At 71.1% G+C, this 25,574-nt stretch carries 28 protein-coding genes and 1 pseudogene; 15 read left to right on the forward strand and 14 right to left on the reverse strand.

The genetic code is table 11. The annotated features are described in order from the left end of the window. The first annotated feature begins 44 nt into the window (after positions 1–44). Positions 45–932, forward strand: coding sequence for an amino acid ABC transporter permease (locus ABZ930_RS02035; protein WP_361540365.1), 888 nt, complete (start codon positions 45–47; stop codon positions 930–932). An 18-nt stretch (positions 933–950) separates the two neighbouring features. Beyond that, positions 951–1,703: an amino acid ABC transporter ATP-binding protein gene (locus tag ABZ930_RS02040; protein ID WP_361540368.1), complete on the forward strand. Its 753-nt coding sequence runs from the start codon at positions 951–953 to the stop codon at positions 1,701–1,703. A 90-nt stretch (positions 1,704–1,793) separates the two neighbouring features. Here the strand turns inward: ABZ930_RS02040 and ABZ930_RS02045 are convergent, their stop codons facing one another. Beyond that, the gene (locus ABZ930_RS02045) at positions 1,794–2,549 is read right to left on the reverse strand and encodes a class I SAM-dependent methyltransferase (RefSeq protein WP_361539908.1); all 756 of its coding nucleotides are present in this window, start codon (positions 2,547–2,549) and stop codon (positions 1,794–1,796) included. Positions 2,550–2,660: 111 nt separating this feature from the next. Here ABZ930_RS02045 and ABZ930_RS02050 point away from each other — a divergent pair, with 111 nt between their 5' ends. Next, positions 2,661–3,293 carry a CGNR zinc finger domain-containing protein gene (locus ABZ930_RS02050; RefSeq protein ID WP_361539911.1) on the forward strand — a complete coding sequence of 211 codons (633 nt, stop codon included), beginning with the start codon at positions 2,661–2,663 and terminating at the stop codon, positions 3,291–3,293. Here the strand turns inward: ABZ930_RS02050 and sodX are convergent. Beyond that, on the reverse strand, positions 3,194–3,643 hold the full coding sequence (gene sodX, locus ABZ930_RS02055; protein ID WP_361539914.1) for a nickel-type superoxide dismutase maturation protease: 450 nt from the start codon (positions 3,641–3,643) through the stop codon (positions 3,194–3,196). The two genes, ABZ930_RS02050 and sodX, sit on opposite strands and share 100 nt — an antisense overlap. Positions 3,644–3,799: 156 nt before the next feature. Here sodX and sodN point away from each other — a divergent pair, with 156 nt between their 5' ends. Continuing rightward, entirely contained in the window at positions 3,800–4,195 is a 396-nt protein-coding gene (gene sodN, locus ABZ930_RS02060; protein WP_111666332.1) for a superoxide dismutase, Ni, read from the forward strand. Between the two features lie 179 nt (positions 4,196–4,374). Further along, the gene (locus tag ABZ930_RS02065) at positions 4,375–5,208 is read left to right on the forward strand and encodes a hypothetical protein (RefSeq protein ID WP_361539918.1); all 834 of its coding nucleotides are present in this window, start codon (positions 4,375–4,377) and stop codon (positions 5,206–5,208) included. On the opposite strand, the gene ABZ930_RS02070 is transcribed toward ABZ930_RS02065, so the two are convergent. From ABZ930_RS02070 to ABZ930_RS02080, 3 genes and pseudogenes are all read right to left on the reverse strand, one after another. Next, positions 5,205–5,747: a sugar O-acetyltransferase gene (locus ABZ930_RS02070; RefSeq protein WP_361540371.1), complete on the reverse strand. Its 543-nt coding sequence runs from the start codon at positions 5,745–5,747 to the stop codon at positions 5,205–5,207. The genes ABZ930_RS02065 and ABZ930_RS02070 overlap by 4 nt on opposite strands. Before the next feature lie 33 nt (positions 5,748–5,780). After that, a pseudogene (locus ABZ930_RS02075) lies at positions 5,781–6,101 on the reverse strand (DUF952 domain-containing protein); the annotation flags it as partial. A gap of 26 nt (positions 6,102–6,127) precedes the next feature. Beyond that, positions 6,128–6,715 carry a dihydrofolate reductase family protein gene (locus tag ABZ930_RS02080; RefSeq protein WP_361539921.1) on the reverse strand — a complete coding sequence of 196 codons (588 nt, stop codon included), beginning with the start codon at positions 6,713–6,715 and terminating at the stop codon, positions 6,128–6,130. A gap of 123 nt (positions 6,716–6,838) precedes the next feature. Here ABZ930_RS02080 and ABZ930_RS02085 point away from each other — a divergent pair, with 123 nt between their 5' ends. Beyond that, positions 6,839–7,429 carry a TetR family transcriptional regulator gene (locus ABZ930_RS02085; RefSeq protein WP_361539924.1) on the forward strand — a complete coding sequence of 197 codons (591 nt, stop codon included), beginning with the start codon at positions 6,839–6,841 and terminating at the stop codon, positions 7,427–7,429. 23 nt (positions 7,430–7,452) lie between these two features. Here ABZ930_RS02085 and ABZ930_RS02090 read toward each other — a convergent pair whose 3' ends face one another. The 3 genes from ABZ930_RS02090 to ABZ930_RS02100 form a co-directional block, all read right to left on the reverse strand. After that, on the reverse strand, positions 7,453–8,061 hold the full coding sequence (locus ABZ930_RS02090; RefSeq protein ID WP_361539927.1) for a GNAT family N-acetyltransferase: 609 nt from the start codon (positions 8,059–8,061) through the stop codon (positions 7,453–7,455). 355 nt (positions 8,062–8,416) lie between these two features. Continuing rightward, positions 8,417–9,487: a family 2 encapsulin nanocompartment cargo protein polyprenyl transferase gene (locus tag ABZ930_RS02095; RefSeq protein ID WP_361539930.1), complete on the reverse strand. Its 1,071-nt coding sequence runs from the start codon at positions 9,485–9,487 to the stop codon at positions 8,417–8,419. Between the two features lie 118 nt (positions 9,488–9,605). After that, complete coding sequence (locus tag ABZ930_RS02100) at positions 9,606–11,018, reverse strand: family 2B encapsulin nanocompartment shell protein (protein WP_361539933.1); 1,413 nt, start codon at positions 11,016–11,018, stop codon at positions 9,606–9,608. Positions 11,019–11,259: 241 nt separating this feature from the next. Here ABZ930_RS02100 and ABZ930_RS02105 point away from each other — a divergent pair, with 241 nt between their 5' ends. From ABZ930_RS02105 to ABZ930_RS02115, 3 genes are all read left to right on the forward strand, one after another. After that, positions 11,260–11,493: a hypothetical protein gene (locus tag ABZ930_RS02105; protein WP_361539936.1), complete on the forward strand. Its 234-nt coding sequence runs from the start codon at positions 11,260–11,262 to the stop codon at positions 11,491–11,493. 146 nt (positions 11,494–11,639) lie between these two features. Further along, a complete protein-coding gene (locus ABZ930_RS02110; RefSeq protein ID WP_361539939.1) occupies positions 11,640–12,230 on the forward strand; it encodes an N-acetylmuramoyl-L-alanine amidase in 591 nt (196 codons plus the stop codon). 25 nt (positions 12,231–12,255) lie between these two features. Next, positions 12,256–13,173 (forward strand): pyridoxal-phosphate dependent enzyme, encoded by a 918-nt coding sequence (locus tag ABZ930_RS02115; protein WP_361539942.1) that lies wholly within the window; start codon positions 12,256–12,258, stop codon positions 13,171–13,173. Between the two features lie 7 nt (positions 13,174–13,180). Here ABZ930_RS02115 and ABZ930_RS02120 read toward each other — a convergent pair whose 3' ends face one another. Continuing rightward, complete coding sequence (locus tag ABZ930_RS02120) at positions 13,181–14,779, reverse strand: Na+/H+ antiporter (RefSeq protein ID WP_361539945.1); 1,599 nt, start codon at positions 14,777–14,779, stop codon at positions 13,181–13,183. A 51-nt stretch (positions 14,780–14,830) separates the two neighbouring features. Between ABZ930_RS02120 and ABZ930_RS02125 the strand changes: the two genes are divergently transcribed. The 3 genes from ABZ930_RS02125 (at position 14,831) to ABZ930_RS02135 (ending at position 16,792) form a co-directional block, all read left to right on the forward strand. Next, complete coding sequence (locus ABZ930_RS02125) at positions 14,831–15,091, forward strand: UBP-type zinc finger domain-containing protein (RefSeq protein WP_361539948.1); 261 nt, start codon at positions 14,831–14,833, stop codon at positions 15,089–15,091. Positions 15,092–15,347: 256 nt separating this feature from the next. Continuing rightward, on the forward strand, positions 15,348–15,761 hold the full coding sequence (locus tag ABZ930_RS02130) for an anti-sigma regulatory factor (protein WP_207827272.1): 414 nt from the start codon (positions 15,348–15,350) through the stop codon (positions 15,759–15,761). Then, entirely contained in the window at positions 15,758–16,792 is a 1,035-nt protein-coding gene (locus ABZ930_RS02135; protein WP_361539952.1) for an RNA polymerase sigma factor SigF, read from the forward strand. The genes ABZ930_RS02130 and ABZ930_RS02135 overlap by 4 nt, the downstream gene beginning before the upstream one ends. Positions 16,793–16,870: 78 nt before the next feature. Here ABZ930_RS02135 and ABZ930_RS02140 read toward each other — a convergent pair whose 3' ends face one another. Next, positions 16,871–17,323: a hypothetical protein gene (locus tag ABZ930_RS02140; RefSeq protein WP_361539955.1), complete on the reverse strand. Its 453-nt coding sequence runs from the start codon at positions 17,321–17,323 to the stop codon at positions 16,871–16,873. A 92-nt stretch (positions 17,324–17,415) separates the two neighbouring features. Here ABZ930_RS02140 and ABZ930_RS02145 point away from each other — a divergent pair, with 92 nt between their 5' ends. Next, positions 17,416–18,384, forward strand: a complete 969-nt coding sequence (locus ABZ930_RS02145) for a diacylglycerol kinase family protein (RefSeq protein ID WP_361539958.1) — start codon at positions 17,416–17,418, stop codon at positions 18,382–18,384. A gap of 319 nt (positions 18,385–18,703) precedes the next feature. Continuing rightward, entirely contained in the window at positions 18,704–18,961 is a 258-nt protein-coding gene (locus ABZ930_RS02150; protein WP_016639615.1) for a WhiB family transcriptional regulator, read from the forward strand. A 187-nt stretch (positions 18,962–19,148) separates the two neighbouring features. On the opposite strand, the gene ABZ930_RS02155 is transcribed toward ABZ930_RS02150, so the two are convergent. From ABZ930_RS02155 to ABZ930_RS02165, 3 genes are all read right to left on the reverse strand, one after another. Then, entirely contained in the window at positions 19,149–20,615 is a 1,467-nt protein-coding gene (locus tag ABZ930_RS02155; protein ID WP_361540374.1) for a PAS domain-containing sensor histidine kinase, read from the reverse strand. A 337-nt stretch (positions 20,616–20,952) separates the two neighbouring features. Next, positions 20,953–21,594 (reverse strand): TetR/AcrR family transcriptional regulator, encoded by a 642-nt coding sequence (locus ABZ930_RS02160; protein WP_361539961.1) that lies wholly within the window; start codon positions 21,592–21,594, stop codon positions 20,953–20,955. A 126-nt stretch (positions 21,595–21,720) separates the two neighbouring features. Continuing rightward, on the reverse strand, positions 21,721–22,785 hold the full coding sequence (locus tag ABZ930_RS02165) for an SIS domain-containing protein (RefSeq protein WP_361539964.1): 1,065 nt from the start codon (positions 22,783–22,785) through the stop codon (positions 21,721–21,723). A 273-nt stretch (positions 22,786–23,058) separates the two neighbouring features. Between ABZ930_RS02165 and nagB the strand changes: the two genes are divergently transcribed. After that, positions 23,059–23,844 (forward strand): glucosamine-6-phosphate deaminase, encoded by a 786-nt coding sequence (nagB, locus tag ABZ930_RS02170; RefSeq protein WP_361539967.1) that lies wholly within the window; start codon positions 23,059–23,061, stop codon positions 23,842–23,844. Between the two features lie 232 nt (positions 23,845–24,076). On the opposite strand, the gene ABZ930_RS02175 is transcribed toward nagB, so the two are convergent. Next, positions 24,077–25,570, reverse strand: a complete 1,494-nt coding sequence (locus ABZ930_RS02175; protein ID WP_361539970.1) for a glycoside hydrolase family 3 protein — start codon at positions 25,568–25,570, stop codon at positions 24,077–24,079. Positions 25,571–25,574: the final 4 nt, after the last annotated feature.

The raw sequence follows: 25,574 nt of genomic DNA on the forward strand, positions 1-25,574 counted from the left end.
CGCCGGCCGGGTCCGGCGCCGCCTCGTCCGCGACGGCCGCGCCGCTGCCGCCCCGGGCCATCGAGGCCGTCCCCGTCCGCCACCCCTGGCGCTGGGTCAGCGCCGTCGTCGTCATCGCCCTCCTCGCGATGCTCGGCACGGCCTTCGCCCAGGCCAACGTGGAGTGGAACGACGTCCCCGAGTACCTGTTCAAGGAGCGGATCCTCAAGGGTGTCTGGAACACCCTGTGGATCACGGTCCTGGCCATGGTGATCGGTGTCGTCCTGGGTGTCGTCCTGGCCGTGATGCGGCTGTCGAAGAACCCCGTCACCTCGGCGTTCGCCAATCTGTACATCTGGGTCTTCCGCGGTACGCCGGTCTTCCTCCAGCTGCTGATCTGGTACAACCTCGCCCTGATCTTCCCCACGCTCAACCTGGGGCCGATCTACAAGGACGAGATGACGCAGGTCATGACGCCGTTCATGGCGGCCCTGCTCGGTCTGGCGCTGAACGAGGCGGCCTACATGGCCGAGATCGTCCGCGCCGGCATCCAGTCCGTCGACGAGGGGCAGACCGAGGCCGCGCAGGCGCTGGGCATGGGGTCCGCCCGGACCATGAGCCGGATCGTGCTGCCCCAGGCGATGCGGGTGATCGTGCCGCCGACCGGCAACGAGTTCATCAACATGCTGAAGACCTCGTCGCTGGCCTCCGCGATCACGTTCACCGAAGTGACCTACGTGGGCCGCCAGATCTCCTCCCAGCAGCTCAACGTGATGGAGATGTTCTTCGTCGCGGCGATCTGGTACCTCGTGCTGACCAGCGTCTTCAGCGTGATCCAGTTCTACATCGAGCGGTACTACGCCAAGGGCAGCGTGCGGAACCTGCCGCCCACGCCGTGGCAGCGGATCAAGGCGAACCTGAGTCGCGGACCGCGCATGCGGGGAACGAGGTAGAACGCGATGAGTACGGCAATGGTGAAGGCCGAGGGCGTCCACAAGTCCTTCGGCAGCGTCGAGGTCCTCAAGGGCATCGACCTGGAGGTCCAGCAGGGCGAGGTGTTCTGCCTGATCGGCCCGTCCGGCTCCGGCAAGTCGACCTTCCTGCGCTGCATCAACCACCTGGAGAAGATCAACGCCGGGCGGCTCTACGTCGACGGCGACCTGGTCGGCTACCGGCAGCACGGCGACAAGCTGCACGAGCTGCGGGACCGCGAGGTGGCGCTCAAGCGCCGCGACATCGGCATGGTGTTCCAGCGCTTCAACCTCTTCCCGCACATGACGGCGCTGGAGAACGTCATGGAGGCGCCCGTCCAGGTCAAGCGCCAGTCCAAGGCGCAGGCCCGCACCCGTGCGGAGGAGCTGCTCGACCGGGTCGGCCTCGCCGACAAGGCGCGCAACTACCCTTCGCAGCTCTCGGGCGGCCAGCAGCAGCGCGTCGCGATCGCGCGGGCGCTGGCGATGGACCCGAAGCTGATGCTGTTCGACGAGCCGACGTCGGCGCTCGACCCGGAGCTGGTCGGTGACGTCCTCGACGTCATGCGCGACCTCGCCGAGTCCGGCATGACGATGGTCGTCGTCACCCACGAGATGGGCTTCGCCCGCGAGGTCGGCGACAGTCTCGTCTTCATGGACGACGGCGTGGTCGTCGAATCGGGCCACCCCCGCGAGGTCCTGACCAACCCCCAGCACGAACGCACCCAGGCGTTCCTGTCGAAGGTCCTCTGAACAGTCCCGCGCCCCTGGGCGAGCGAAGCTCGCTTCCAGGGGCGCGGGGGACCGCGCGACCGGCCACGACGAAAGCCGCGCCCGGCTACGTCACTTCAGCGCCAGCACCAGCGCATCGCTGGGCGATCGCCACACGGCCCGCGCCTCCCCGAACCCGGCCCCCCGCAGCGCCGCGGCGTGCCAGCCCACCGACGGCGTGTCCCCCTCGGCGTGCTCCCCGTAGATCTCGAACCGCCGCGCCGTGGGCCCGGCGAGCACCGGATCCGCGGCGGCCAGCGCCCACCAGTCGGCCCAGTCGACGGCCCCGCGCCCCCGGGCCTCCTCCATGCGGGCGTGCCGAAGAGCGCGCTCTGCGCCATTGATCCGCGGAGTCGAGTCGTCGATCATGTGGTCCGCGTTCATGAACACACCCCCGTCCCGCACCAGCGGGGCGAGTTGACCGTAGAGGGCGGCGAGAGGCTCGGCGTGCAGCCAGTGCAGGGCGGTGGCGGTGAGCACGGCGTCGTACGAGTCGTGCGGCAACGCCCGCGTCCAGTCGGGATCCTTGAGGTCGGCGGTGACGAAGGAGACCCTCTCGTCCCCCTCGAACGTGCCGCGCGCGATGGCCAGCAGCGCCGGATCGAGATCGACGCCCACGCTCGTCGCCCGCGGGAACCGCGTGAGCAGCCGGTCCGTGATCGTTCCCGTACCGCACGCGAGGTCGAGCACCCGGGGCGCCGTCCCCACACACGCCTCGACCATGTCGAGCATGACCCGGAACCGCTCCTCGCGGTCGGGCATGTACCACTCCTGCTGCCGGTCCCAGCTCTCCTGCCAGGAGCGCCAGTCAGTGGTCTGTGTCGTCATGAACGGCCTCCCGTACGGGCACCGCTCCCCGCGGTGCGTAATACCCTGAAAGCAGAAGTGAGCATTACGCTCACGTCGGACGACGATAGCCCGCCCCGGTAAGGACTACAAGTGGAACTGGCCTATTACTCGGACTACGCAGTGCGCCTCGTCAACACCGAGGAGCCGGGCCGCGGCAAGGACTCCCTGACCACGGTCGACGCGGTGCGCGGCCTCTTCGGCCCCAGCCAGGAAGCGGCGCGCAGGGCCACGGACGCCGATCTGACCCGCTTCAGGAGCGTCCGGGCGCGGCTGCGCGCGGTGTTCGAGGCGGCCGACGGCGGCGACGAGGAACTCGCCGTGAACCTGCTGAACTCACTGCTCCTGGAGTTCCCGGTGAGCCCGCAGATCTCCGGGCACGACCACCGCGACGACGACGGCAGCCCGCTGTGGCACATGCACCTGGCGGACCACCCGTCGAACGCGACGGCGGGCTACGCGGCGATCGCCGCGATGGGGCTCGCCTTCCACCTCACCGAGTACGGCGTGGACCGGCTCGGCCTGTGCGAGGCGGCCCCGTGCCGCAACGCCTATCTGGACACGTCCACCAACCGCTCGCGCCGGTATTGCTCGGACCGCTGTGCGACCCGCGCCAATGTCGCCGCCTACCGCGCCCGCAAGCGCCTGGAGGCCGAGGAGCGCACGGACCGCACGGGCCGTACCGCGGAGAACGCCCAGGACAGCACGGCCCCGACCGAGCGCTGACCCTCCCCCTCCGCCCACGGCCTGCGGCGCCGCAGCCGCCCGCGCACCCTGGCGAGCACCAGCTCGTCGGGGACCACGCCGTAGACGGTGCTGTCACCGCCGGCGGCGGCGTTGTCGCCGAGCACCCACCAGCCGCCCTCGCGCCGCTCGGCGATCCGCTTCACGACCAGCAGATCCTGCTGGAACGGGTGGCGCAGGATGATCACGTCACCCGGCCGCACCCGCGCGCCGTGCTGCACGAGCAGCCAGTCCCCCGGATACAGGGTGGGCACCATGGAGGGGCCCTCCACCTCGATGAGCTGGAACGGCACCCGGCCCTCCCGCGCTTCCTCCGCCGCCGTCTCGGGCATCAGACACAACCTCCCCGGTCCCTCACGGTCCCATCCTCCACCAGTCCCAGTCTCACCCTGGACTTTTGTCCTAAGCCCCCGGGGGCACCCGAGAAAACCAGTGCTGCACGGAGTAATGTCGCACTCGAGAAGACGATCACGAGGAAGGACAGCTACATGCTTTCCCGCCTGTTCGCCCCCAAGGTGAAGGCCAGTGCCCACTGCGACCTCCCCTGCGGCGTGTACGACCCGGCCCAGGCCCGCATCGAGGCCGAGTCGGTCAAGGCCGTCCAGGAGAAGATGGCGGCCAACGACGACGCGCACTTCCAGGCGCGCGCCACGGTCATCAAGGAGCAGCGAGCAGAGCTCGCCAAGCACCACGTCTCGGTGCTGTGGAGCGACTACTTCAAGCCCCCGCACTTCGAGAAGTACCCGGAGCTGCACCAGCTGGTCAACGACACCCTGAAGGCCCTCTCGGCCGCCAAGGGCTCGACCGACCCGGCCACGGGCCAGAAGGCGCTCGACTACATCGCCCAGATCGACAAGATCTTCTGGGAGACCAAGAAGGCCTGACCACGGCCTTTTCGCGCTGACCCGCGGGCGGTGCACCCTCGCAGGTCAGTGCGTTCCCCGAAGGGCCCGGCGATCTTCGCCGGGCCCTTCGGCGTACCCGTCCGCGGGCTCGTGAGAGAAATAGGTGGCCGCACCGAACAAGTGGCCGCACCACTCTTCCCGTCCCAGGAGCCCCGTCCATGCCCCGCAGCCCCCGTCCCCGCGTCCTGTACGTCACCGATCTCGCGTACGAGGCCAGCGGCCGCCGCTACGGCGACGAGGACGTCTTCCTCACCTCCCGGCTGCGCTCCGCCTTCGACCTGGCGCTGTGCCATCCGCTGGACGCGGCCGGTCTGATGGACGCGTTCGACGCGGTCGTGGTGCGCAACAGCGGTCCGGTGCTCGGCTACCAGGAGGCGTACGAGGCGTTCCGCGCGCAGGCCCTCGCGCGGGGCACCCTCGTCTACAACCCGCTGCACGGACGCGGCGACATGGCGGGCAAGCAGTACCTGCTGGACCTGACCGAGGCCGGCCGCCCGGTCATCCCGACCGTCGACCGGCCCGCGGACCTGGGAAAGCTCCCGGAGGCGCCCGCCTATGTGGCGAAGCCGAAGCTGGGCGCGGACTCGATCGGCCTGCGCCGGGTGAGCCCGGCGGAACTCACCGGGCTCCCCTACGAAGAGGGCCTGCTGGTGCAGCCCCACATCGACTTCCGCTACGAAGTCTCGTTCTACTTCGTCGACGACGCGCTCCAGTACGCCCTCCACGCCCCGGACCCGGCGCGCCGCTGGGAGCTGCGCCCGTACGAGATCACCGCCGCCGACCGGGAGTTCGCCCGCTCCTTCATCGACTGGAACACCCTCCCGTACGGCATCCAGCGCGTCGACGCCTGCCGCACCCGCGAGGGCGAGCTGCTGCTCGTGGAGCTGGAGGACCTCAACCCGTATCTCTCGCTCGACCTCGTGGACGACACGACGCGGGACGCGTTCGTCGCGGCGATGACGGCGTCGGTCCGGGCGGCGATCGCCGCCTAGCCCTCCGGGAGGTCGCGCACGACCCGCGCGGGATTGCCCACCGCCACCACGTCCGCGGGCAGATCGCGGGTGACGACGGAGCCCGCGCCGACGACCGTGTTCGCCCCGACGGTGACGCCGGGGCAGACGATGACGCCGCCGCCCAGCCAGACGTTGTCACCGATGGTGATCGGCTTCGCGGCCTCCCACTTGGCGCGGCGCGGTTCCGCCGCGACCGGGTGCGTGGGCGTGAGCAGTTGGACGTTCGGGCCGATCTGGACGTCCTCGCCGATCCTGATGGGTGCCACGTCGAGGAAGACGGCCCCGTGGTTGACGAAGGTCCGTGCGCCGATGCTGATGTACCGCCCGTAGTCGACGGCGAGCGGCGGTCGCACCACGACGTCCTCGCCCACCTCGCCGAGCAGTTCGGACAGCAGGGCCCGACGTGCGGGGAGGTCGGTGACGCTGCTCGCGTTGTACCGCTCCGCGAGTCCGGCGGCGCGCAGGGCGTCCGCCTCCAGTTCGGGGTCGTCGGCGAGGTAGAGGTCACCGGCGAGCATCCGCTCCTTCTGGCTGCGGTCCTCGGGGCGCGGCCAGTCGCGCACCTCGGTCACGGCCGCGACCGGCAACGGGCCGTAGAGGTGCGGGAACCGCTCCCCGCCCGGCCCGGCCTCCTCGACCCGCACCGGGACCCCGTCGAGGCGCGTCGGGTCGACGACGAGGACCACCAGCTCACCCGGGGCGGGATCGGTCCCGTACAGCAGCTCCGCGACCCGGCGCACCTGGTGCGGGAACGAGAAGTGGAGGAAGCCGACCTCGGCGAGCGTCCGGCCGCGGGTCGACATCTCGTACGTCCCCGCGGTCCGGGCGCTCTCCCACAGGCGTCGCTCGGTGATGTGCAGCAGCTCGATCATGGCCCCAACGTACGGGGCCCGTGCGGTCACCGCGTCCTGGTGTAGCGGCGCACGAGCACGCCGTTGCCGAGTGTGCGGTTCTCCGCCAGGTCGAACCGGTCGAAGGAGTACGCGCGGCCGCCGAACATCGGCATGCCGCCACCGAACACCACCGGGTAGGTCTTCAGCACGAGTTCGTCGATCTCGTCCGCGAGCAGCCCGGCGAGCTGTGCACCGCCGCACAGCCAGATGTCCAGGTCGCTGTCCTCGGCCTTGAGTTCCCTGACCTTGCCGACGACGTCGTCGTGGATCAGCCGCACGTTCGGGTGCGGGGACTCGGTGAGGGTGCGCGTGAGGACGTACTCGCGCAGGTGCCCGTAGGGGCTGGTGAGGCCGGCGTCCAGGCCCACCTGGTAACTGTTGCGGCCCTGGATCACGGTGTCGAACTTCTTGTTCGCGACGCCGTCGAGGCCGAGGGCCTCCCGGCCGGCCGACGCGACGGTCTCCGGGTACTCGCCGGCGAGGAACGCGATGAACTCCTCGTCGACGTACTGCATGAACATGCTGCCGTCACCGGTCTCGTCTCCGATGAAGCCGTCGATGGACACGGCCACGAAGTACGTGAGCTTGCGCAAGCTGGTCTCTTTCCGCTGGGGACAGGGGAGTTGGGGTGCCATCACCCGAACAACTACAGTTATAGTGCTTCAGGTGTAGTGGTTGCAAGAGTCTTTCGCGGGCTCATGGTCAAGGAGTCGGACATGGTGCGGAATCCCGAGCGCAGAGCGGCCCTGGTCGACGCGGGCGTCGAGGTGCTGGCGGCAGAGGGGGCGCGGGGGCTGACCTTCCGCGCGGTGGACACGGCGGCGGGCGTGCCGACGGGCACGTCGTCGAACTACTTCGCCAACCGCGACGACCTGCTCCACCAGATCGACGCCTGGCTGCACCAGCGGCTCGCGCCGGACCCGGAGGTCGTCGCCGAACTCCTGGCGCGGCCCCGGGACCGGGCCCTGGTCACCGCGTTCATGCACAGCCTGATGGGACGTGTGCAGCGCGACCGCACCGGGTTCCTGGCGCTGATGGAGCTGCGTCTGGAGGCGAGCCGCCGCCCGGACCTGCGCGCGTCCCTGATGAACTCGCTCCGCGGCGACCTGGACGAGGCCATCGCCTTCCACACCGGGTCGGAGCTGCCCGGCGGCCCGGAGGAGATCACCCTCCTCTACCTGGGCATGCTCGGGCTGATCCTGGAACACCTGACGATGCCGGGGATGCTGGACGGCGCGATTCCCGGGGCGAGCGTGCCGGACGGCGTGGTGGCACGCCTGGTGGAGCGGATCCTTCCCGGGGACTGAGTTGCTCGGCTTCGAGGACGCGGTCAGCGGTTCTGCGGCTCGCGCCACATGGGCCACATCGTCGGGCCGTCCGGCAAGCGGATGGGACGGTCCATGGTGGTGAAGCCGAGCCGCTCGTACAGGACGCGGCTGCGCGCGCTGCTGGCCTCCAGATACGCGGGCCGCCCCTCGCGGTCGCACCGGTCGAGCACCGGCGCCATCAGCGCGGTGCCGAGCCCCTCGCCCTGCCGCTCCGGCGCGACCCCGATCATCCAGAGATAGGTGTGCGCGCGCCCCTGGGGGTGCGCGCCGTCCAGGGTGCGGGCGATCGCCTCGATCCGCGCGTTGTCCGGGTCGACGGCCTCCCGCACCTGGGCGGGGCCGTCCTCGTCACCGGCGTCGTGCGGCTCGTCCGGCACATCCATCCACAGCGCGACGGCCGAACCGTCCTCCAGCAGATCGACATACCCCCCGGAGCCCTCGGCGAGCGTCGCATCGGTGAACGCCCCCATCAGCCCCGAGTGCCGGACCCGCCGGTACTCGACACCGGGGAACACCCAGCCGCTGACCGGATCGTCCATGAACGCACGGTCGAGCAGCCCCACTATCCGCTCCCGGTCCCCCGCCCCCGCCCGCCGAATCCCCACACCCACGCCCAACCGCCCCCACTCAACTCACCTGTCCCACAAGGCCGTTGGCAGCCTAAACGATCAGACTCCCCCACGCACGCGCTCCAAAGGGGCGCGAGGAACTGCGCGCCCAGCCCCCACCCACGCGCGCACGGGCACCCCCCCTCACCACCACGCGCCCCGCAGGGGCGCGGGGAACTGCGCGCCCAGCCCCCACCCACCCGCAGACGGGCAACCTCCTTCATCACCACGTGCCCCAAAGGGGCGCGGGGAACTGCGCACCCAGCCCCCACCCGCAGCCGCCCCACACCCCACACAGGCACCCCGCACGACGCCCCCAAATCACAGCCCCGCGAACATCCCCCCTCCCAGCGGAGCGCTAGCGTTCGCGCCGCGTGACGAACTCCGCCAACGACAACAACCCTCCCGCCGCCTCGGGCACCGGCACCGCCCGCTGCAACTCGGCGACGGCCCGCGCCATCTGCTCGGCGGCCTGCGCCTGCGCCCAGTCCCGCCCGCCGGCCCGCTCGACCGCGAGCGCGATCGCCTCGATGTCGGCCGGCCCCTCCTGCCCCGGGCCCGGCGGCCCGTACCGCGCCGCCAGTTCGTCCGCCGCGGGCCCGCCGGAGGCCAACGCCGCGACGACCGGCAGGGACTTCTTGCGGACGACCAGATCGGCGCCCGCCGGCTTCCCGGTCCGGGCCGGATCACCCCAGATCCCGATGACGTCGTCGATCAACTGGAAGGCGAGCCCGGCGGCCCGCCCGAACGCGTCCAGCGCCGCGACCTCCTCCTCCCCCGCTCCCGCGTACAGCCCGCCGAGCGCACACGCGCAGCCGAGCAGCGCCCCGGTCTTCGCCTCCGCCATGGCCAGGGTCTCCGCGAGGCTGGTCTCCGCCGGATCGCGCCGCTCCAGGGCGACATCGGCGGCCTGGCCCGCGCACAACTCCACGACGCAGGAGCTGAGCCGGGCCATCGCGGCGGACGCCACCGGATGCCCGTCCTCCACGAGCAGCCGCTGCGCCTGGGCCTGCAACGCGTCGCCGGTGAGAATCGCGTCCGCGTCACCGAACACCGCCCACGCGGTGGGCCGGTGTCTGCGGGTGGCGTCACGGTCCATCACGTCGTCGTGCAGCAGCGAGAAGTTGTGCGTCAGCTCGACGGCGGCCGCGGCCGGCACCGCCCGCTCGGTCCGCCCGCCGAGGGCGCGCGCGGCGGCGAGCACCAGGGCGGGCCGCACCGCCTTGCCCGCGTGCCCCACCGCCGGTGTGCCGTCCGCGTGCTCCCAGCCGAAGTGGTAGAGGGCGACGCGGCGTATGGCCCCCGGCAGAGCCTCGACGGCCCGCCGCAGCGCGGGATCGACCGATGCCCTGGCCTGCGCCAGGATCGTCGCGGCTTCCTGGGCCTCGGGGGGCTGCACCGTGTTCGCGGTCTCCGTCGTCTGTGTCACGGGCTCACCCTGAACCGGGTGCGGGAGCGGCCGGCGGCGGGAGCGCGATGCCCGGCCGCGTACCCCCGCGGTGTCCCCGCCCGGGTGGGCGGGGACCCGGCGTACCGGGTGCGGCTCGTCACCGCCACCGGCCGATCTCGACGTTCTCCAGGACTCCCAGCGCGTCGGGCACCAGGACCGCCGCCGAGTAGTACGTGGTCACCAGGTACGAGATGATCGCCTGCTCGCTGATGCCCATGAACCGCACCGACAGGCTCGGCTCGATCTCGTCCGGGATGCCGGACTGCCGCAGCCCGATGACGCCCTGCTCCTCCAGGCCCGTGCGCATGCAGATGATGGACGTGGTCCGCGCGTCGCTGATCGGAATCTTGCCGCAGGGGTAGATCGGCACCCCGCGCCAGGTCGGGATGCGGTGCCCGCCGACGTCGATGCTCTCCGGGACCAACCCCCGCTTGTTGCACTCGCGGCCGAACGCGGCGATCGCCTTGGGATGCGCGAGGAACACCTTGGAGCCGCGCCGCCTGCTGAGCAGCTCGTCCATGTCGTCGGGGCTGGGCACGCCGTCGTGCGGCTGCAGCCGCTGGTCGTACTCGCAGTTGTTGAGCAGGCCGAACTCCCTGTTGTTGACCAGCTCGTGCTCCTGGCGCTCCTTCAACGCCTCGACGGTCAGGCGGAGCTGGTGCTCCGTCTGGTTCATGGGCTGGTTGTAGAGGTCGGCGACGCGCGTGTGGATGCGCAGCACGGTCTGGGCGACGCTCAGCTCGTACTCGCGCGGCGCCGCGTCGTAGTCGACGAACGTGCCCGGCAGAACGGCCTCGCCGACATGGCCGGCCGAGAGGTCGATCTCCTTCTCGCCGTAGTTGTTCGACCGCTGCTCCGGCACGGAGCGCAGCTGCTGGAGATGGTCCCGCAGCGCTTCCGACCGCTCGGCGACCTGCTCCAGGTCGCGCCGCGGCAGGACGAGGACGGTGCACGCGGTGGCCGCGCGCGCCGTGTACTCCCAGATGCCCTCGTCGTCGAGCAGGGCCTGCTCGCCGAAGTAGGCGCCGTCGGCGAGGACGCCGAGCACCGCGTCGTCGCCGTACGGGCCCGTGCCGACCTTCTCCACCCGGCCGTGGGCGAGCAGGAACACCTCGTCCGCCTGGCTGCCGAACGAGGCGAGCACGTCACCGGCCGCGAACTCGCGCTGCGCGCACCGCTGGGCCAGCTCGCCGAGGACATCGGGGTCCTCGAAGTCGCGCAGCGCGGGCAGCTCGCCCAGCTCGGCGGGGATGACCCGGACGTCGTCCCCGGTCTTCACGAAGGTGATCCGCCCGTCACCCACCGAGTAGCTCAACCTGCGGTTCACCCGGTACGTACCGCCCTGGACGTCCACCCACGGCAGTGTCCGCAGCAGCCAGCGGGAGCTGATCTCCTGCATCTGCGGGGCGGACTTGGTGGTGGTGGCCAGATTCCGCGCGGCGGATGTGCCGAGGCTCTTCTGTCCCCCCGAGCCCGCCTGGTCCGCACGGACCTCTTCGCCTACCGACATGACTTTGCCCTCCCGATCATGAACCGACCTGCGGGTGAAAGCCTTCCAGCACGGTGAGTGGCGACGCCATTACACGAATGAGGGGGAATGGATCCGCCCGACACGGGGCATGGGCGGCACGTTTCGCACACGGCGTTGCTCCGTACCGTCGATTTCCGGAACTCGAAGATCCCGGCGCGCGTTGATCGGGGAACGGCTTCCCATACGACTCCGGCAGAATCCGACAGAAGAGGTGACCCCCATGGCGGGCTTCCTGGACAAGGCCAAGGAACAGGCGCAGCGCGGGCTGACGCAGGGCAAGCAGAAGCTGGACGAGGTGCAGGCGCAGCGTGCGGGCGGCGACCTGCTGAAGAAGCTGGGCGCGGCGTACTACGCGGAGCGCTCGGGCACCGGCAGCCCCGAGTCCACCCAGGCGGCGCTGCGCGCACTGGAGGCGCACATCGCGACGAACGGGGACGGGTTCCTGCACAGCTGACCTCCGGCTCCGAGCGGGGCGCACCGCTGTCCGGAACGGCTCGCACGGAATACGAACGAGTAGGTCCGGCAGGGCTGTTCCGGGTACAAGCAGCGGTACGAGACGGCCCGCGGGAGGCGGCCGTCGCCCCCGCGAAGGAGTCGGCCATGGCCCCACCCATGTCCGCAGCCAGTTTTCTAGCCGCTCTCAAGGCCGAAGGCCTGACGGTGGTCGAAGTCGGCGACTGGGAGCATCACAACCGCAACAGCAAGGGCGCCTGGGGTCCGGTGAACGGGGTGATGATCCATCACACCGTCACCCAGGGCAGCGCGGCGACGGTCCGCATCTGCCGCGACGGGCACGCGGACCTGCCGGGTCCGCTCTGCCACGGCGTGATCACCAAGGACGGCCGCGTCCATCTGGTCGGCTACGGCCGGGCGAACCACGCGGGGCTCGGCGACGACGACGTGCTGCGCGCGGTGATCGCGGAGAAGGCCCTGCCGCACGACAACGAGGCGAACACGGACGGCAACAGCCGCTTCTACGGTTTCGAGTGCGAGAACCTCGGCGACGGCGAGGACCCGTGGCCGGAGGCCCAGTTGACGGCCATCGAGAGAGTGGCCGCGGCGATCTGCCGCCACCACGACTGGACGGAGCGGTCCGTCATCGGCCACCTGGAGTGGCAGCCCGGGAAGGTCGATCCGAAGGGCTTCACGATGAGCTGGCTGCGCGAGCGTGTCCGGGACCGTCTGAAGTAGACCGCGAAGGCGGGCACCCGGACACATGTCCGACAATGGCCGGGTGCACCGCCCGCCCCTCGCCGACCTGAGCCCCCGACTGCCGTCGCCCCTGACGGAGATCGACGACGACCGCTTCGCCCGCCACGGCGTCCGGGTCCTCCTCAAGCGGGACGACCTGATCCACCCGGAGCTGATCGGCAACAAGTGGCGCAAACTCGCCCCGAACCTGGAGGCGGCTGAGGGCCGACCGCTCGTCACGTTCGGCGGTGCCTACTCCAACCATCTGCGGGCCACCGCCGCGGCCGGCCGGCTCCTGGGCATCTCCACGACCGGCATCGTCCGTGGCGACGAACTGGCCGGCCGTCCCCTCAATCCGTCACTGGCCCGCTGCGCCGCGGACGGCATGCGGCTGCACTTCGTCGACAGATCGACGTATCGGCGCAAGGACGATCCGGCCACGCTCTCCGCGCTCCTCGAAGCGGCCGGCGCCCGGGACGCGTACGTGGTCCCCGAGGGCGGCAGCAACGCGCTCGCCGTCCGGGGCTGCGCGGCCCTGGGCCGTGAGCTGCGCGGCCGGGCCGATGTCGTCGCCCTCGCCTGCGGCACCGGCGGCACCCTGGCGGGCCTGGCCGCGGGCCTCGCCCCCGACCAGCGCGCCCTCGGTGTCGCGGTCCTCAAGGGCGGCTTCCTCACCGCCGAGGTCCGCGCCCTGCAAGAGGCGGCCTTCGGCGGCGTGCGCGGCGACTGGCGGGTGGCGGACGACTTCCATTTCGGCGGCTACGCGCGCGTGCCCGCCGAGCTGCGGGCGTTCGCCGAGGACTTCGGGCAGCGGCACGGGGTCCCCGTGGAGCAGCTGTACGTCGCCAAGATGCTCCACGCCCTCGTCTCGCTCGCCGAGCGGGGCGCGTTCCCCTCCGGAACGACGATCGCGGCGGTCGTCACGGGCGCGCCCCAGCCGTAGCCCCGGCTCAGTCGTCGACCTCCCGGTAGGCGGCGGCCTCCTCCAGGTCCAGCTTGCGCAGCAGCGTCCGCATCATCTCGTCGTCGATGCGCCGCTCGTCGCGCAGCCGTACGAAGACCTCCCGCTCGGCCGCGATCGCCTCCCGCGCGAGCCGCCGGTACGTGTCGTCGGCGGACTCCCCGGTCACCGGGTTGGGCTGGCCGAGCCGCTCCCACACGGCGTTGCGCCGCCGCTCCAGGACGGTGTGCAGACGGTCCTGAAGGGCCTGTGGCAGGCAATTGCGCTCGTCGAGCATCAGGGTGTCCACCCGCTCCTCCGCGGCCGTCGACGCGGTGCTCTGCGCCTGCGCCTCGGCCAGCGTCTCGGCCTGCACGTCCCGTCCCGGCAGCTTCAGCGCCTTGATGAGCGGCGGCAGCGAAAGACCCTGCACGACCAGCGTGCCGATCACCGTCGTGAACGTCAGGAAGAGCACCAGGTTGCGGGCGGGGAAGGCCTCCCCGCTCTCCGTCACGAGCGGGATCGAGAACGCGATGGCCAGCGACACCACGCCCCGCATCCCGGCCCAGCTCACGATCAGCGGTTTGCGCCAGTCCACGTCGTCCTCGCGTTCCCGCGCGCGCGGGAAGATCCACCACGGCAGATAGGTCGCCGGATACGACCACACGAAGCGCACCACGACGACGAGGAGGAAGACCCCGATCGCGTACCAGACGGCCTGCGCGACGCTGTACTCGCCGAGGCCACCGAGGACCACCCGCAGTTGCAGCCCGATGAGGGCGAAGACCGACGACTCCAGGATGAAGGCGACGACCTTCCACACCGCCGCCTCCTGGAGCCGTGTCTCGAAGTCGACCTGCCACGACCGGTGCCCCAGGTAGAGCGCGACGGTCACCACGGCGAGCACCCCGGACGCCCCGACCTGCTCGGCTGCCGCGTACGCGACGAAGGGGATGAGCAGGGAGAGCGTGTTCTGGAGCACCGCCTCCTTCAGGTGCGTGCGCAGCCAGTGCAGCGGCACCATCAGCAGCAGCCCGACGCCCACCCCGCCGACGGCCGCCACCAGGAACTCCCGGATACCGCCCGCCCAGCTGGCCCCCTCCCCCACGGCGGCGGCGAGCGCCACCTTGTAGGCGGTGATCGCGGTCGCGTCGTTCACCAGGGACTCGCCCTGGAGGATGGTCGTGATCCGCGAGGGCAGCCCCACCCGCCGGGCGATCGCCGTGGCCGCCACGGCGTCGGGCGGCGCGATCACCGCTCCCAGGACGAGCGCGGCGGTCAGCGGCAGATCGGGAATCAGCTCGTACGCGAGCCAGCCCACGGCCACCGTGGCGAACAGGACGTACCCCACGGACAGCAGCGCCACGGGCCTGATGTTGGCCCGCAGGTCGAGGTACGAGCTCTCCAGGGCCGCGGTGTGCAGCAGCGGCGGCAGGATCAGCGGGAGCACGATGTGCGGGTCCAGGGCGTACTCCGGGACCCCCGGCACATAGGAGGCGACCAGACCGGCCGCCACCAGCAGCAGGGGCGCCGGCACCGGTGTCCTGCGCGCCGCCCCCGCCACCGCGGCACTCACCGCGACCAGTCCCACCAGCGGCAATACGTCCATGCCCCACCTTTCGCCCCACGTGATCACGCCACCCGTCGTAACCTGGCCATCATGAACGAGTGCTCGCATGTCGACACGCTGCCGCACCCCGAGCCGGCTCCTCTGAGCGAGACCTGTCTGGAGTGTCTGGCCGTCGGCAGTCACCCTGTGCAACTGCGGCTGTGTCTGGTCTGCGGCCACGTCGGCTGTTGCGACTCGTCGCCGTACAAGCACGGGACCGAACACTTCAAGGAGACCGGACACCCGGTGATGCGCACCTTCGAGCCTGGTGAGAGCTGGCGCTGGTGCTTCGTGGACACCGCTCTCGTCTGATCCGCGGCGGCATCGGGATTCGACCGGCGGGCACCTGGGTACGTCAACCCGGCGCCCCCTCTTTCCAATTGGGCCCGCACACCCTCTAGCCACTGTCCGTGCCCGTGGGCTTACTATGAGTGACAGCAATGGGCCGGGGGTCCCCGGGACAGGAAAGTCGGGCGCGCGGTAGCGTCACCGCAGATATATGTGGCGTGTCACCCGGGGGACGACACCTCCGGAGCCCGAAAGTGCTTGTACCACCTTGGAGGTGAGGGTGTCCCAGTTTGCAGGCGAGCCCGGGAATCAGGACTTCGTGGAAGTCCGGCTGCCGGCTGCGGGTGCCTACCTGTCGGTGCTGCGGACGGCCACGGCCGGTCTTGCGGCGCGTTTGGACTTCACCCTGGACGAGATCGAGGACCTGCGCATCGCGGTCGACGAGGCCTGCGCGATCCTGCTCCAGCAGGCCGTCGCCGGTTCCGTTCTCAGTTGTGTGTTCCGCCTCGTCGACGACTCGCTGGAGGTGACGGTCTCCGCACCGACCACCGACGGCCGGGCCCCGGAGCGCGACACCTTCGCCTGGACGGTGCTGTCGGCCCTCGCGGGCCAGGTCGACTCCTCGGTGGCCGAGGACAACACCGTCTCGATCAGCCTCTACAAGAAGCGCGGTGCGGGCCCCGGCCCGGCGTGATGAACGGGGAAGGTCCGGTGCGGGACGACAAACGCGGCACACGGGATCTCCCGGCCGACGGCTCGGGCGGGACGCGACGGCTGACCACCGCCATTCCCGAACAGCAGGCCAGGCCACATCCGGAAGACCGGGCGGACCCGGCGACGAGGGCGCTACAGCAGGCAGCACCGACCACCGGGGCCGACGTTCGCGGGGGTTCAGGGGGATCGGGCGCGCGACGGGCGGGATTGATGAGCGACCACGAGCGACACGGCCAGCAGCACGGCCGACGCGATCCGCAGGACCGCAGTGGTGCACGCGCGATGTTCATCGAGCTGCGCACCCTGAAGGACGGCAGTACGGAGTACGCGGAGCTGCGCAATCAGCTCGTGCGCATGCATCTGCCGCTGGTCGAGCACCTGGCGCGCCGCTTCCGCAATCGCGGAGAGCCGCTGGACGACCTCACGCAGGTCGCGACGATCGGTCTGATCAAGTCGGTGGACCGGTTCGACCCGGAGCGCGGAGTGGAGTTCTCCACGTACGCGACTCCGACCGTGGTCGGCGAGATCAAGCGGCACTTCCGCGACAAGGGCTGGGCCGTGCGCGTCCCGCGCCGGCTGCAGGAGCTGCGGCTGGCCCTGACGACGGCGACGGCCGAGCTGTCCCAGATGCACGGCCGCTCCCCCACGGTCCATGAGCTGGCCGAGAAGCTGGCCATCTCCGAGGAGGAGGTCCTGGAGGGCCTGGAGTCGGCGAACGCGTACTCCACGCTGTCCCTGGACGTCCCCGACACGGACGACGAGTCCCCCGCGGTCGCCGACACCCTGGGCGCCGAGGACGAGGCGCTGGAGGGCGTCGAGTACCGCGAGTCCCTCAAGCCGCTCCTGGAGGACCTGCCGCCGCGCGAGAAGCGCATCCTGCTGCTGCGCTTCTTCGGGAACATGACGCAGTCGCAGATCGCCCAGGAGGTCGGCATCTCCCAGATGCACGTGTCCCGCCTCCTCGCGCGCACGCTCGCGCAGCTGCGCGAGCGGCTCCTCGTGGAGGAGTGAGCGCGCGCTCCCCGTACGTGTGGGAAGGCGCCCGGTGCGGACATCGCACCGGGCGCCTTCCCACACGTAGAGCGGCGTCTACTTGGATTCCTGCGTGCTTCCCGGTGTCCGGATGCCGAGCGCGCGGGTCGTCTCCCGGTTGACGAGCATCACCAGGGCCACGACCGCCACCACGCCGAGCACGATGCCGCCCGGGATGGCCGCGCTGTCGGCCTGGAGCAGCGTGTAGGCGACGGGCAGCGCCATGATCTGCGTGATGATCGCGGGGCCGCGGCTCCAGCTCTTGCGGGCCAGCAGGCCGCGGGCGGCGAGCAGCGGCAGCAGGGCGAGCACGATCAGCGTGATCCCGCCGGTGATGGCCTGCTCCGGATTGTCGGGGTGTCCCGCGAGCCCCGCGACCAGCATGTAGCAGCCGCCCGCGACGAGCGCGGCTCCTTCGAGTCCGGCCAGGGCGGCGGCGGCGGTCAGCCGGCCGGGGCGCGGGCCTTCGTCCGCTGCGGTCTCGGGGGCGGGATTCTGCTCTGAGGTCACCTTTGCAGAGTAGCCCCCGCCCACGGCGGCGTTCTTACCCGACTCCTACCTCGGTCTGGGCGCGATCAAGGCCGCTAGGTACGCTGCCTTGCATGCGTGCACTTCTCGTGGTCAATCCGGCGGCAACCACCACCAGCGCGCGCACGCGCGATGTGCTGATCCACGCCTTGGCGAGCGAGATGAAGCTCGAGGCCGTCACCACCGAGTACCGCGGCCACGCCCGGGACCTCGGCCGGCAGGCCGCGGAGAGCAAGGACATCGAGCTGGTCGTCGCCCTCGGCGGCGACGGCACGGTCAACGAGGTGGTGAACGGGCTGCTGCACGACGGCCCCGACCTCGACCGGCTGCCGGGCCTCGCCGTCGTCCCCGGCGGTTCCACGAACGTCTTCGCCCGCGCCCTGGGGCTGCCGAACGAGCCCGTGGAGGCCACCGGACAGCTCCTGGACGCCCTGCGGGAGGGCCGGCAGCGCACGGTGGGCCTGGGGCTCGCCGCGGGCACACCGGGCACGGAGGACGAGGCGGTGCCGTCGCGCTGGTTCACCTTCAGCGCGGGCCTCGGCTTCGACGCGGGTGTGGTCGGCCGGGTCGAGCAGCAGCGGGAGCGGGGCAAGCGTTCGACGCACGCTCTGTATGTGCGACAGGTGGTGCGCCAGTTCCTCGGCGAGCAGGACCGCCGGCACGGCACGATCACGCTCGAACGACCGGGCGAGGACCCGGTCACGGATCTGGTCGTCTCCATAGTCAGCAACACCTCGCCGTGGTCCTTCCTGGGCAACCGGCCGCTGTATCCGACGCCCCAGGCGTCCTTCGACACCGGCCTTGACGTGCTCGGACTCAAGAAACTGTCGACCCCGGCGGTGACCCGCTACGGCACCCAGCTGCTGATGTCGACACCCGAACGCGGCCCCCGTGGCAAGAACGCGGTCACGCTTCACGACCTCACCGACTTCACCTTGCATTCGAAGGCGCCCCTGCCCCTCCAGATGGACGGTGACCACCTGGGGCTGCGTACGAGCGTGACGTTCACAGGCGTACGCCGTGCACTGCGTGTGATTGTGTGAGTGGAAGGGCCCAAAGTCCTTTATCTCGAACGTTTGGGCTGGGCTCCACCCCATGGAAGTACGGCTGTGACCTAGCCGACACCGAGGAATCAAAAAAAACTTTCCTGAAGGGGTTGTATCCGCCGCCGAGGTTTGCGAATCTCTACATGGCGCTCGGGACGGCCCGCAACATCGGCCCCACAGAGAGCCCGAATCCCCTCCTCAAAGCAACGGACCACCGTCGCGTATGTGACGTTCGGCCCTTCACTTGTTGAGGGATTCGTGAAAGCGTTCACATTCACAAGCAACCTGCACGTAATACCAAGGAGAGGTAGCAGCCATGGACTGGCGTCACAACGCCGTTTGCCGCGAGGAAGACCCCGAGCTCTTCTTCCCCATCGGCAACACCGGTCCTGCGCTGCTGCAGATCGAGGAAGCCAAGGCCGTCTGCCGCCGCTGCCCCGTCATGGAGCAGTGCCTGCAGTGGGCGCTCGAGTCCGGCCAGGACTCCGGCGTCTGGGGTGGCCTCAGCGAGGACGAGCGCCGCGCAATGAAGCGCCGCGCCGCTCGCAACCGGGCCCGTCAGGCCTCCGCCTGATTCCCCACCCCTCACGAGCCTGAGCCCGGCGGCGCGTACAGCGAGTACGCATCTCCCGCCCCCGAGCCGCAGCGCGCAGTACCCCCGATGCTCCCCCAGGCTCAGCCCGGGACATGACCCGAGCACGCGAGTATGGAGCCCCGGACCGTTCCACGGTCCGGGGCTCTCTGCTGTGCGTACGCGCGTCCTACTTCTGGGAGCGCACGGGGATGTCGAGGATGACCCGGGTGCCGCGCTCGGGTGCGGGCACCATGTCGAACGTTCCGCCCAACTCGCCCTCCACCAAGGTACGTACGATCTGCAGCCCCAGGTTGCCGGCCCGCTTCGGGTCGAAGTTCTCGGGCAGACCGACACCGTCGTCCTGAACGGTGATCAGCAGGCGGGTCTCCTTGCTCGTACCGCCGCGCACCGCCGACACCTCGACGGTTCCGGTGTCGCCCTGGCGGTAACCGTGCTCAAGTGCGTTCTGCAGCACCTCGGTCAGGACCATGGACAGCGGCGTCGCGACCTCGGCGTCGAGGATGCCGAACCGGCCGGTGCGCCGGCCGGTCACCTGGCCCGGGGAGATCTCCGCGACCATCGCGAGCACCCGGTCGGCGATCTCGTCGAACTCCACGCGCTCGTCCAGGTTCTGGGACAGCGTCTCGTGGACGATCGCGATGGAGCCCACGCGCCGGACCGCTTCTTCGAGCGCCTCGCGCCCCCGGTCCGACTCGATGCGCCGGGCCTGGAGGCGCAGCAGCGCGGCGACCGTCTGGAGGTTGTTCTTCACCCGGTGATGGATCTCCCGGATGGTGGCGTCCTTGGTGATCAACTCGCGCTCGCGGCGCCGCAGTTCGGTGACGTCGCGCAGGAGGACCAGGGATCCGATGCGGGTGCCCTTGGGCTTGAGCGGGATCGCGCGCAGCTGGATCGAGCCCTCCTCGCCCTCGATCTCGAACTCGCGCGGGGCCCAGCCGCTGGCGACCTTGGCCAGCGCCTCGTCCACCGGACCGCGGGACGGGGCGAGTTCGGCGGTCGTGCTGCCGAGGTGGTGGCCGACCAGGTCGGCCTGGAAGCCCAACCGGTGGTAGGCGGACAGCGCGTTGGGGGACGCGTACTGGACGACGCCGTCGGCGTCGAGCCGGATCAGGCCGTCGCCGACGCGCGGGGACGCGTCCATGTCGACCTGCTGCCCCGGGAACGGAAACGATCCGGCGGCGATCATCTGGGCCAGGTCCGACGCCGACTGGAGATAGGTCAGCTCCAGTCGGGAGGGGGTCCGCACCGTCAGCAGGTTGGTGTTCCGGGCGATGACCCCGAGGACCCGTCCCTCCCGGCGGACGGGGATGGACTCGACCCGGACCGGGACCTCCTCGCGCCACTCGGGGTCGCCCTCGCGCACGATGCGGCCCTCGTCGAGCGCGGCGTCCAGCATCGGGCGGCGGCCGCGCGGCACCAGGTGGCCGACCATGTCGTCCTGGTAGGACGTGGGTCCGGTGTTGGGGCGCATCTGCGCGACGGAGACGTAGCGCGTGCCGTCGTGCGTGGGCACCCACAGCACGAGGTCGGCGAAGGAGAGGTCGGAGAGCAGCTGCCACTCCGAGACCAGCAGATGGAGCCACTCGAGGTCGGAGTCACCGAGGGCGGTGTGCTGGCGTACGAGATCGTTCATGGAGGGCACCAGGCGAGCGTACCTGCCGGTCGGGAAGGGCCCGAACGGTCCCGAAACGACCGACGAGCCGCGGCGCCGGGGGTAGGGACCCTCAGCCCTTTCCCTGGCACCGCAGCCCTTCAGGTGCATCGGCTTCCAGGTGTGCGGTCCCAGGTGCCGATCGAGGAGCCGACGCAGTCAGGGCAGAGAGCGGCGGGTCCTCTGTCCGTCCTCCTGTGCGGGGAGGGCGGAGGTCTCAATTACGCATTGTGGACTAGACCATTCTCCGATGTCCATGCATCGGGAGAGGATTGTTGTCGTCTCTTCCTACGACATCCTCCGGCCCGCGTGCCCACGGTTACTCCAACGTACGTCCTCCACCACGCGTGCCGGAACAGGTGGGTTCAATTCCGGGCCAGACCGCCATCGCCAGGGCGGCGACGGACTCCAGCTCGGTCCGGCTCGCGCCGTCACGGGCCTGCTGGGACATGCCCTGGAAGACCGCCGCGAAGCAGCGGGCGAGGCCCGTGGTGTCCGTACCATCGGGCAGCTCTCCCGCCGCGACGCCCTGGCGCAGCCGGTCGGTGATGGCACCGATGGCGGCGGCACGCTCCTCGCGCAGGACCTGCTCGACCTCGGGGGTGGTGCAGTTCGTCGCGGCGTGGACGACCAGGCAGCCGTGCGGGAGCGCGGGGTCGGTGAACGTGCCGGCCGCCTCCCGCAGCAGCCGCTCGATCGCGCCGCGAGCCGTCGGCTCCTCCGCGAGGGCGCGGTCCGGGCCCGCGCCGTGCGTGGTGCCGTAGACCCGCACGACCTCCTCGAACAGGGTGCGCTTGTCGCCGAACGCGGCGTAGAGACTCGGGGCGCCGATCCCCATCTCGCGGGTCAGGTCGGCGACGGAGGTCGCCTCGTACCCGTGCTCCCAGAAGGCGCGCATGGCCTTCTCCAGGGCGGTCTCCCGGTCGAAGGAGCGGGGCCGCCCGCGCTGCTTGGTCGCCATGGGGTGAATTCTATAGCGGTCACTAGAAAACTGGGCCGGATCTGCGCTACGGTCATTTCACTAGCGATCGATACAGATAGTCGGGGGCGACGCGATGGAACGGACCGGGAGCGGGGCGACGGGCGGCTATCGGGTCTCGGTGACCTTGGCGAGGGCACGCGGGGCGTCCGGGTCCTGGCCGCGGGCGATGGTCACCTCGTACGCGAGCAGCTGGAGCGGGAGGATCTCCAGGACCGGCTGCACCTCCTCCGCGACCCCGGCGGTGGGCAGCACGAAGCCGGCGGAGGCCCGCGCGACCTGGGCCTCGGGGCCGACGACCATCAGATCGGCGCCGCGGCCGCGGAGCCGGTCGAGGACGGGCTGGAGGGCGAGCCCGCCCCTGCCGTCGGTGACCACGGCGATGACCGGGGAGATGTTGTCGACCATGGCGAGCGGGCCGTGCAGCAGATCGGCACCGGAGTAGGAGAGGGCGGGGATGTAGCTGGTCTCCATCAGCTTGAGGGCCGCCTCCTTGGCGGTCGGGTAGCCATAGCCACGGGAGGTGATCACCATGCGCCCGGCGAAGCGGTAGCGGGAGGCGAGGGTGCGGACCTCGTCCTGCCGGGTGAGCAGATCGGCGGCGAGATCGGGCAGGACGGCGGCCACGGCCGAGCCGTCGGCGCCGCGCAACCCCTCCACGAAGAGGTAGAGCGCGAGCAGGGACGCGGTGTACGTCTTCGTCGCGGGCAGCGCCTTCTCCGGCCCGGCCATGATGTCGATGTGGTGCTCGGAGACCGCGGCGAGCGGGGAGTCCGGATTGTTGGTCACGGCGAGGGTGATCGCGCCGGCCTCGCGGGCCGCCTTCGTCGAGGCGACGAGATCGGGTGAGCCGCCCGACTGACTGACCGTGACGACGAGGACGTCGCGCAGATCGGGCCGGGCGCCGTACGCCGTCGTGGTGGACATGGAGGCGAGACCGCAGGGCAGGCCGAGCCGGATCTCCAGGAGGTACTTGGCGTAGAGGGCCGCGTTGTCCGAGGTGCCGCGGGCCGTGAGGAGGACGAAGCGCGGGGCGCGGGCGGCGACCTGGCGGGCCACGTCCTGGATGCGCGCGGCGCCGGTGCCGAGGAGGCGGCGCAGCACGTCCGGCTGCTCGCGGATCTCGCGGGCCATGATCCGGCCGGGCCGTTCCTGCTCGGGCGTGGCGGTCATACGGGTCACCTCGGAGGGGTCGGCACGGCCGGACTCCTTCCACTGTGGCCGCCCGTGGCGCGCGGCGCCCAGTGAAGCGGGGTCCGAGCTCGGCGCGGTCCCGGTCCGGGCAGGTCGGACCCCTTCGAGGTGCCGACCCCTCGTGCAGCGTCGAGCATGGTCGGAGCGGGTGCGTGAAGGGCCTGACCGGTGGGGCCCCGCTCTGCTAGATTGGTCTATACCACATGAACTCCGGTTCTCCCCGTCCCCTCTGACCAGAACGGCAGGCCCTTCGTGGAAGTTGTGATCGTTCCGGACGCCAAGGCAGGTGGCGAGCTGATCGCCGAAGCCATGGCCCAGCTGCTGCGGCGCAAGCCCGACGCGTTGCTCGGTGTGGCCACCGGCTCGACCCCGCTGCCCATCTACCAGGCGCTGACGGCGAAGGTCGGCGCAGGCCAGGTCGACGCGTCCCGGGCGCGCATCGCCCAGCTCGACGAGTACGTGGGGCTGCCGACCGGGCACCCCGAGTCGTACCGGGCGACGGTGCTGCGCGAGGTCGTGCAGCCGCTCGGGCTCGGCGAGGAGTCCTTCATCGGTCCCGACGGCAGCGCCGAGGACGTGCAGGCGGCCTGCGAGGCGTACGACAAGGCGCTGGCCGAGGCCGGGGGTGTCGATCTGCAGCTGCTGGGGATCGGGACCGACGGGCACATCGGGTTCAACGAGCCGTGTTCGTCGATCGCGTCGCGGACCCGGATCAAGACGCTGACCGAGCAGACCATCGCGGACAACGCGCGGTTCTTCGACGGCGACCTCGGTCAGGTTCCCCGGCACGTCATCACGCAGGGCATCGGGACCATCCTCGAAGCCCGTCATCTGGTGCTGCTCGCGACCGGTGAGGGCAAGGCCGACGCGGTCGCCGCCACCGTCGAGGGTCCCATCGCCTCGGTGGTGCCCGCTTCGGCGCTCCAGTTGCACCCGCACGCGACGGTCGTCGTGGACGAGGCCGCCGCGTCGAAGTTGAAGCTGGCCGATTATTTCCGGCACACCTACGCCAACAAGCCGGAGTGGCAGGGCCTTTAGGCTCCGCCTGGACCCGGCAAAAAGGTGCCGGCCCCCTTGATGGGGGCCGGCACCTTTTTCTGTCTCGTCGTCGGGTGACCGCCCGGTGGGGCTTCTCGCGCAGTTCCCCGCGCCCCTGGGAGGCACACTCCGTGCGCCCCAGGGGAAGCTGCGCGAAGCGCGTGCTTCAGGGGCGCGGGGAACTGCGCGACCAGCCACGACGAGCCGGAAGCCGGGATCCGGTCCAAGGGGGCTAGGCCCCCACGATCACCTCGGCGGCAGCCACGCCGCAGACGCGGGCCGCGCCGTGCGTGGCGATGTGCAGAGCGCCGCGCGGGGCGGCCTGCGGGACGCCCATCTCGACGACCACCGTGTCGGGCCGCGCCACGAGCAGCGCGTCGACGGCGCCGGCCATCCACCCGTGCCGGTGCTCGTCGCGGACGACGGCGATGACGCGCCGCTCCCCCGCCGCGGCGAGCGCCGCCGCTCCCGCGTCGGCGCCCGTGTAGGAGCCGGTGGTGGTGCCGGGCAGCAGGCGTTCGAGTTCGGCGGCGACGCCCCAGGGGGTCTCGTCGCCGACCGCGATGTTGGCGACCGGGGAGAACGCCGCGACGTGGACGGGGGCGCCGGCGGCCGCCGGCGCGTATCCGGCGGACCGGGTCACCGTCAGCGCGCGCCGGGCCGCGACCAGACCGATCTCCGGGTCGGCGGGCGCGCCGCCCGACCTGCCCGCGGCGTCGGAGGTCCACGAGGCGAGGGCGCGTACCCGGGCGGCCGCGTCGGCGAGCCGCTCCTCGGCCAGTTCCCCGGACCGTACGGCCGCGACCAGCGCGTCGCTGAGCGCCACCACCGTCTCGTCGTCGGCGAGGCCGCCGCCCACGCAGATCGCGTCGGCGCCGGCCGCGATGGCGAGGACGCTGCCGCGCTCGATGCCGTAGGTGGCGGAGATGGCCTGCATCTCCATGCCGTCGGTGACGATGAGGCCGTCGTAGCCGAGTTCCTCGCGGAGCAGGCCGGTGAGGATGCGGCGGGACAACGTTGCCGGACGCTCGGGGTCGAGCGCCGGGACCAGGATGTGGGCGCTCATCACGGCGCGCGAGCCCGCGGCGATCGCCGCGCGGAACGGGGCGAGGTCACGGGCGTGCAGGACGTCGAGGCCGACGTCGATGCGCGGCATGTCGTGGTGCGAGTCGACCGCGGTGTCGCCGTGCCCGGGGAAGTGCTTGGTGCAGGCGGCGACGCCCGCGGACTGCAGGCCCGCCACATACGCGGCGGTGTGCCGGGCGACCAGGTCGGTGTCGGCGCCGAAGGAGCGGACGCCGATGACCGGGTTGCCCGCGTTGGCGTTGACGTCGGCGGACGGCGCCCAGTTGAGGTTGACGCCGCATGCGGCGAGGCGGCGGCCCAGTTCGAGGGCGACGGCCCGGGTCAGGTCGGTGTCGTCGACCGCGCCGAGCGCGTGGTTGCCGGGGAAGGACGAGCCGGTGCGCACCTCGAGGCGGGTGACGTCGCCGCCCTCCTCGTCGATGGCGACCAGGATGTCGTCCCGCTCGGACCGCAGCTGGGCGGTGAGGGCGGCCAGTTGTTCGGCGGAGGCGATGTTGCGGCCGAACAGGCCCACCGACGCCAGGCCCTCGCCGACCCGGCGCAGCAGCCAGTCGGGCGCGGTCGTGCCCGGGAAGCCGGGCTGCAGGACCGTCAGGGCATCCCGCGTGAGGGTGTCCGTACCGTGTGCGAGTGTCGTCATCAGG

The organism is Streptomyces sp. NPDC046716, assembly GCF_040645755.1.
Lineage (GTDB): Bacteria > Actinomycetota > Actinomycetes > Streptomycetales > Streptomycetaceae > Streptomyces.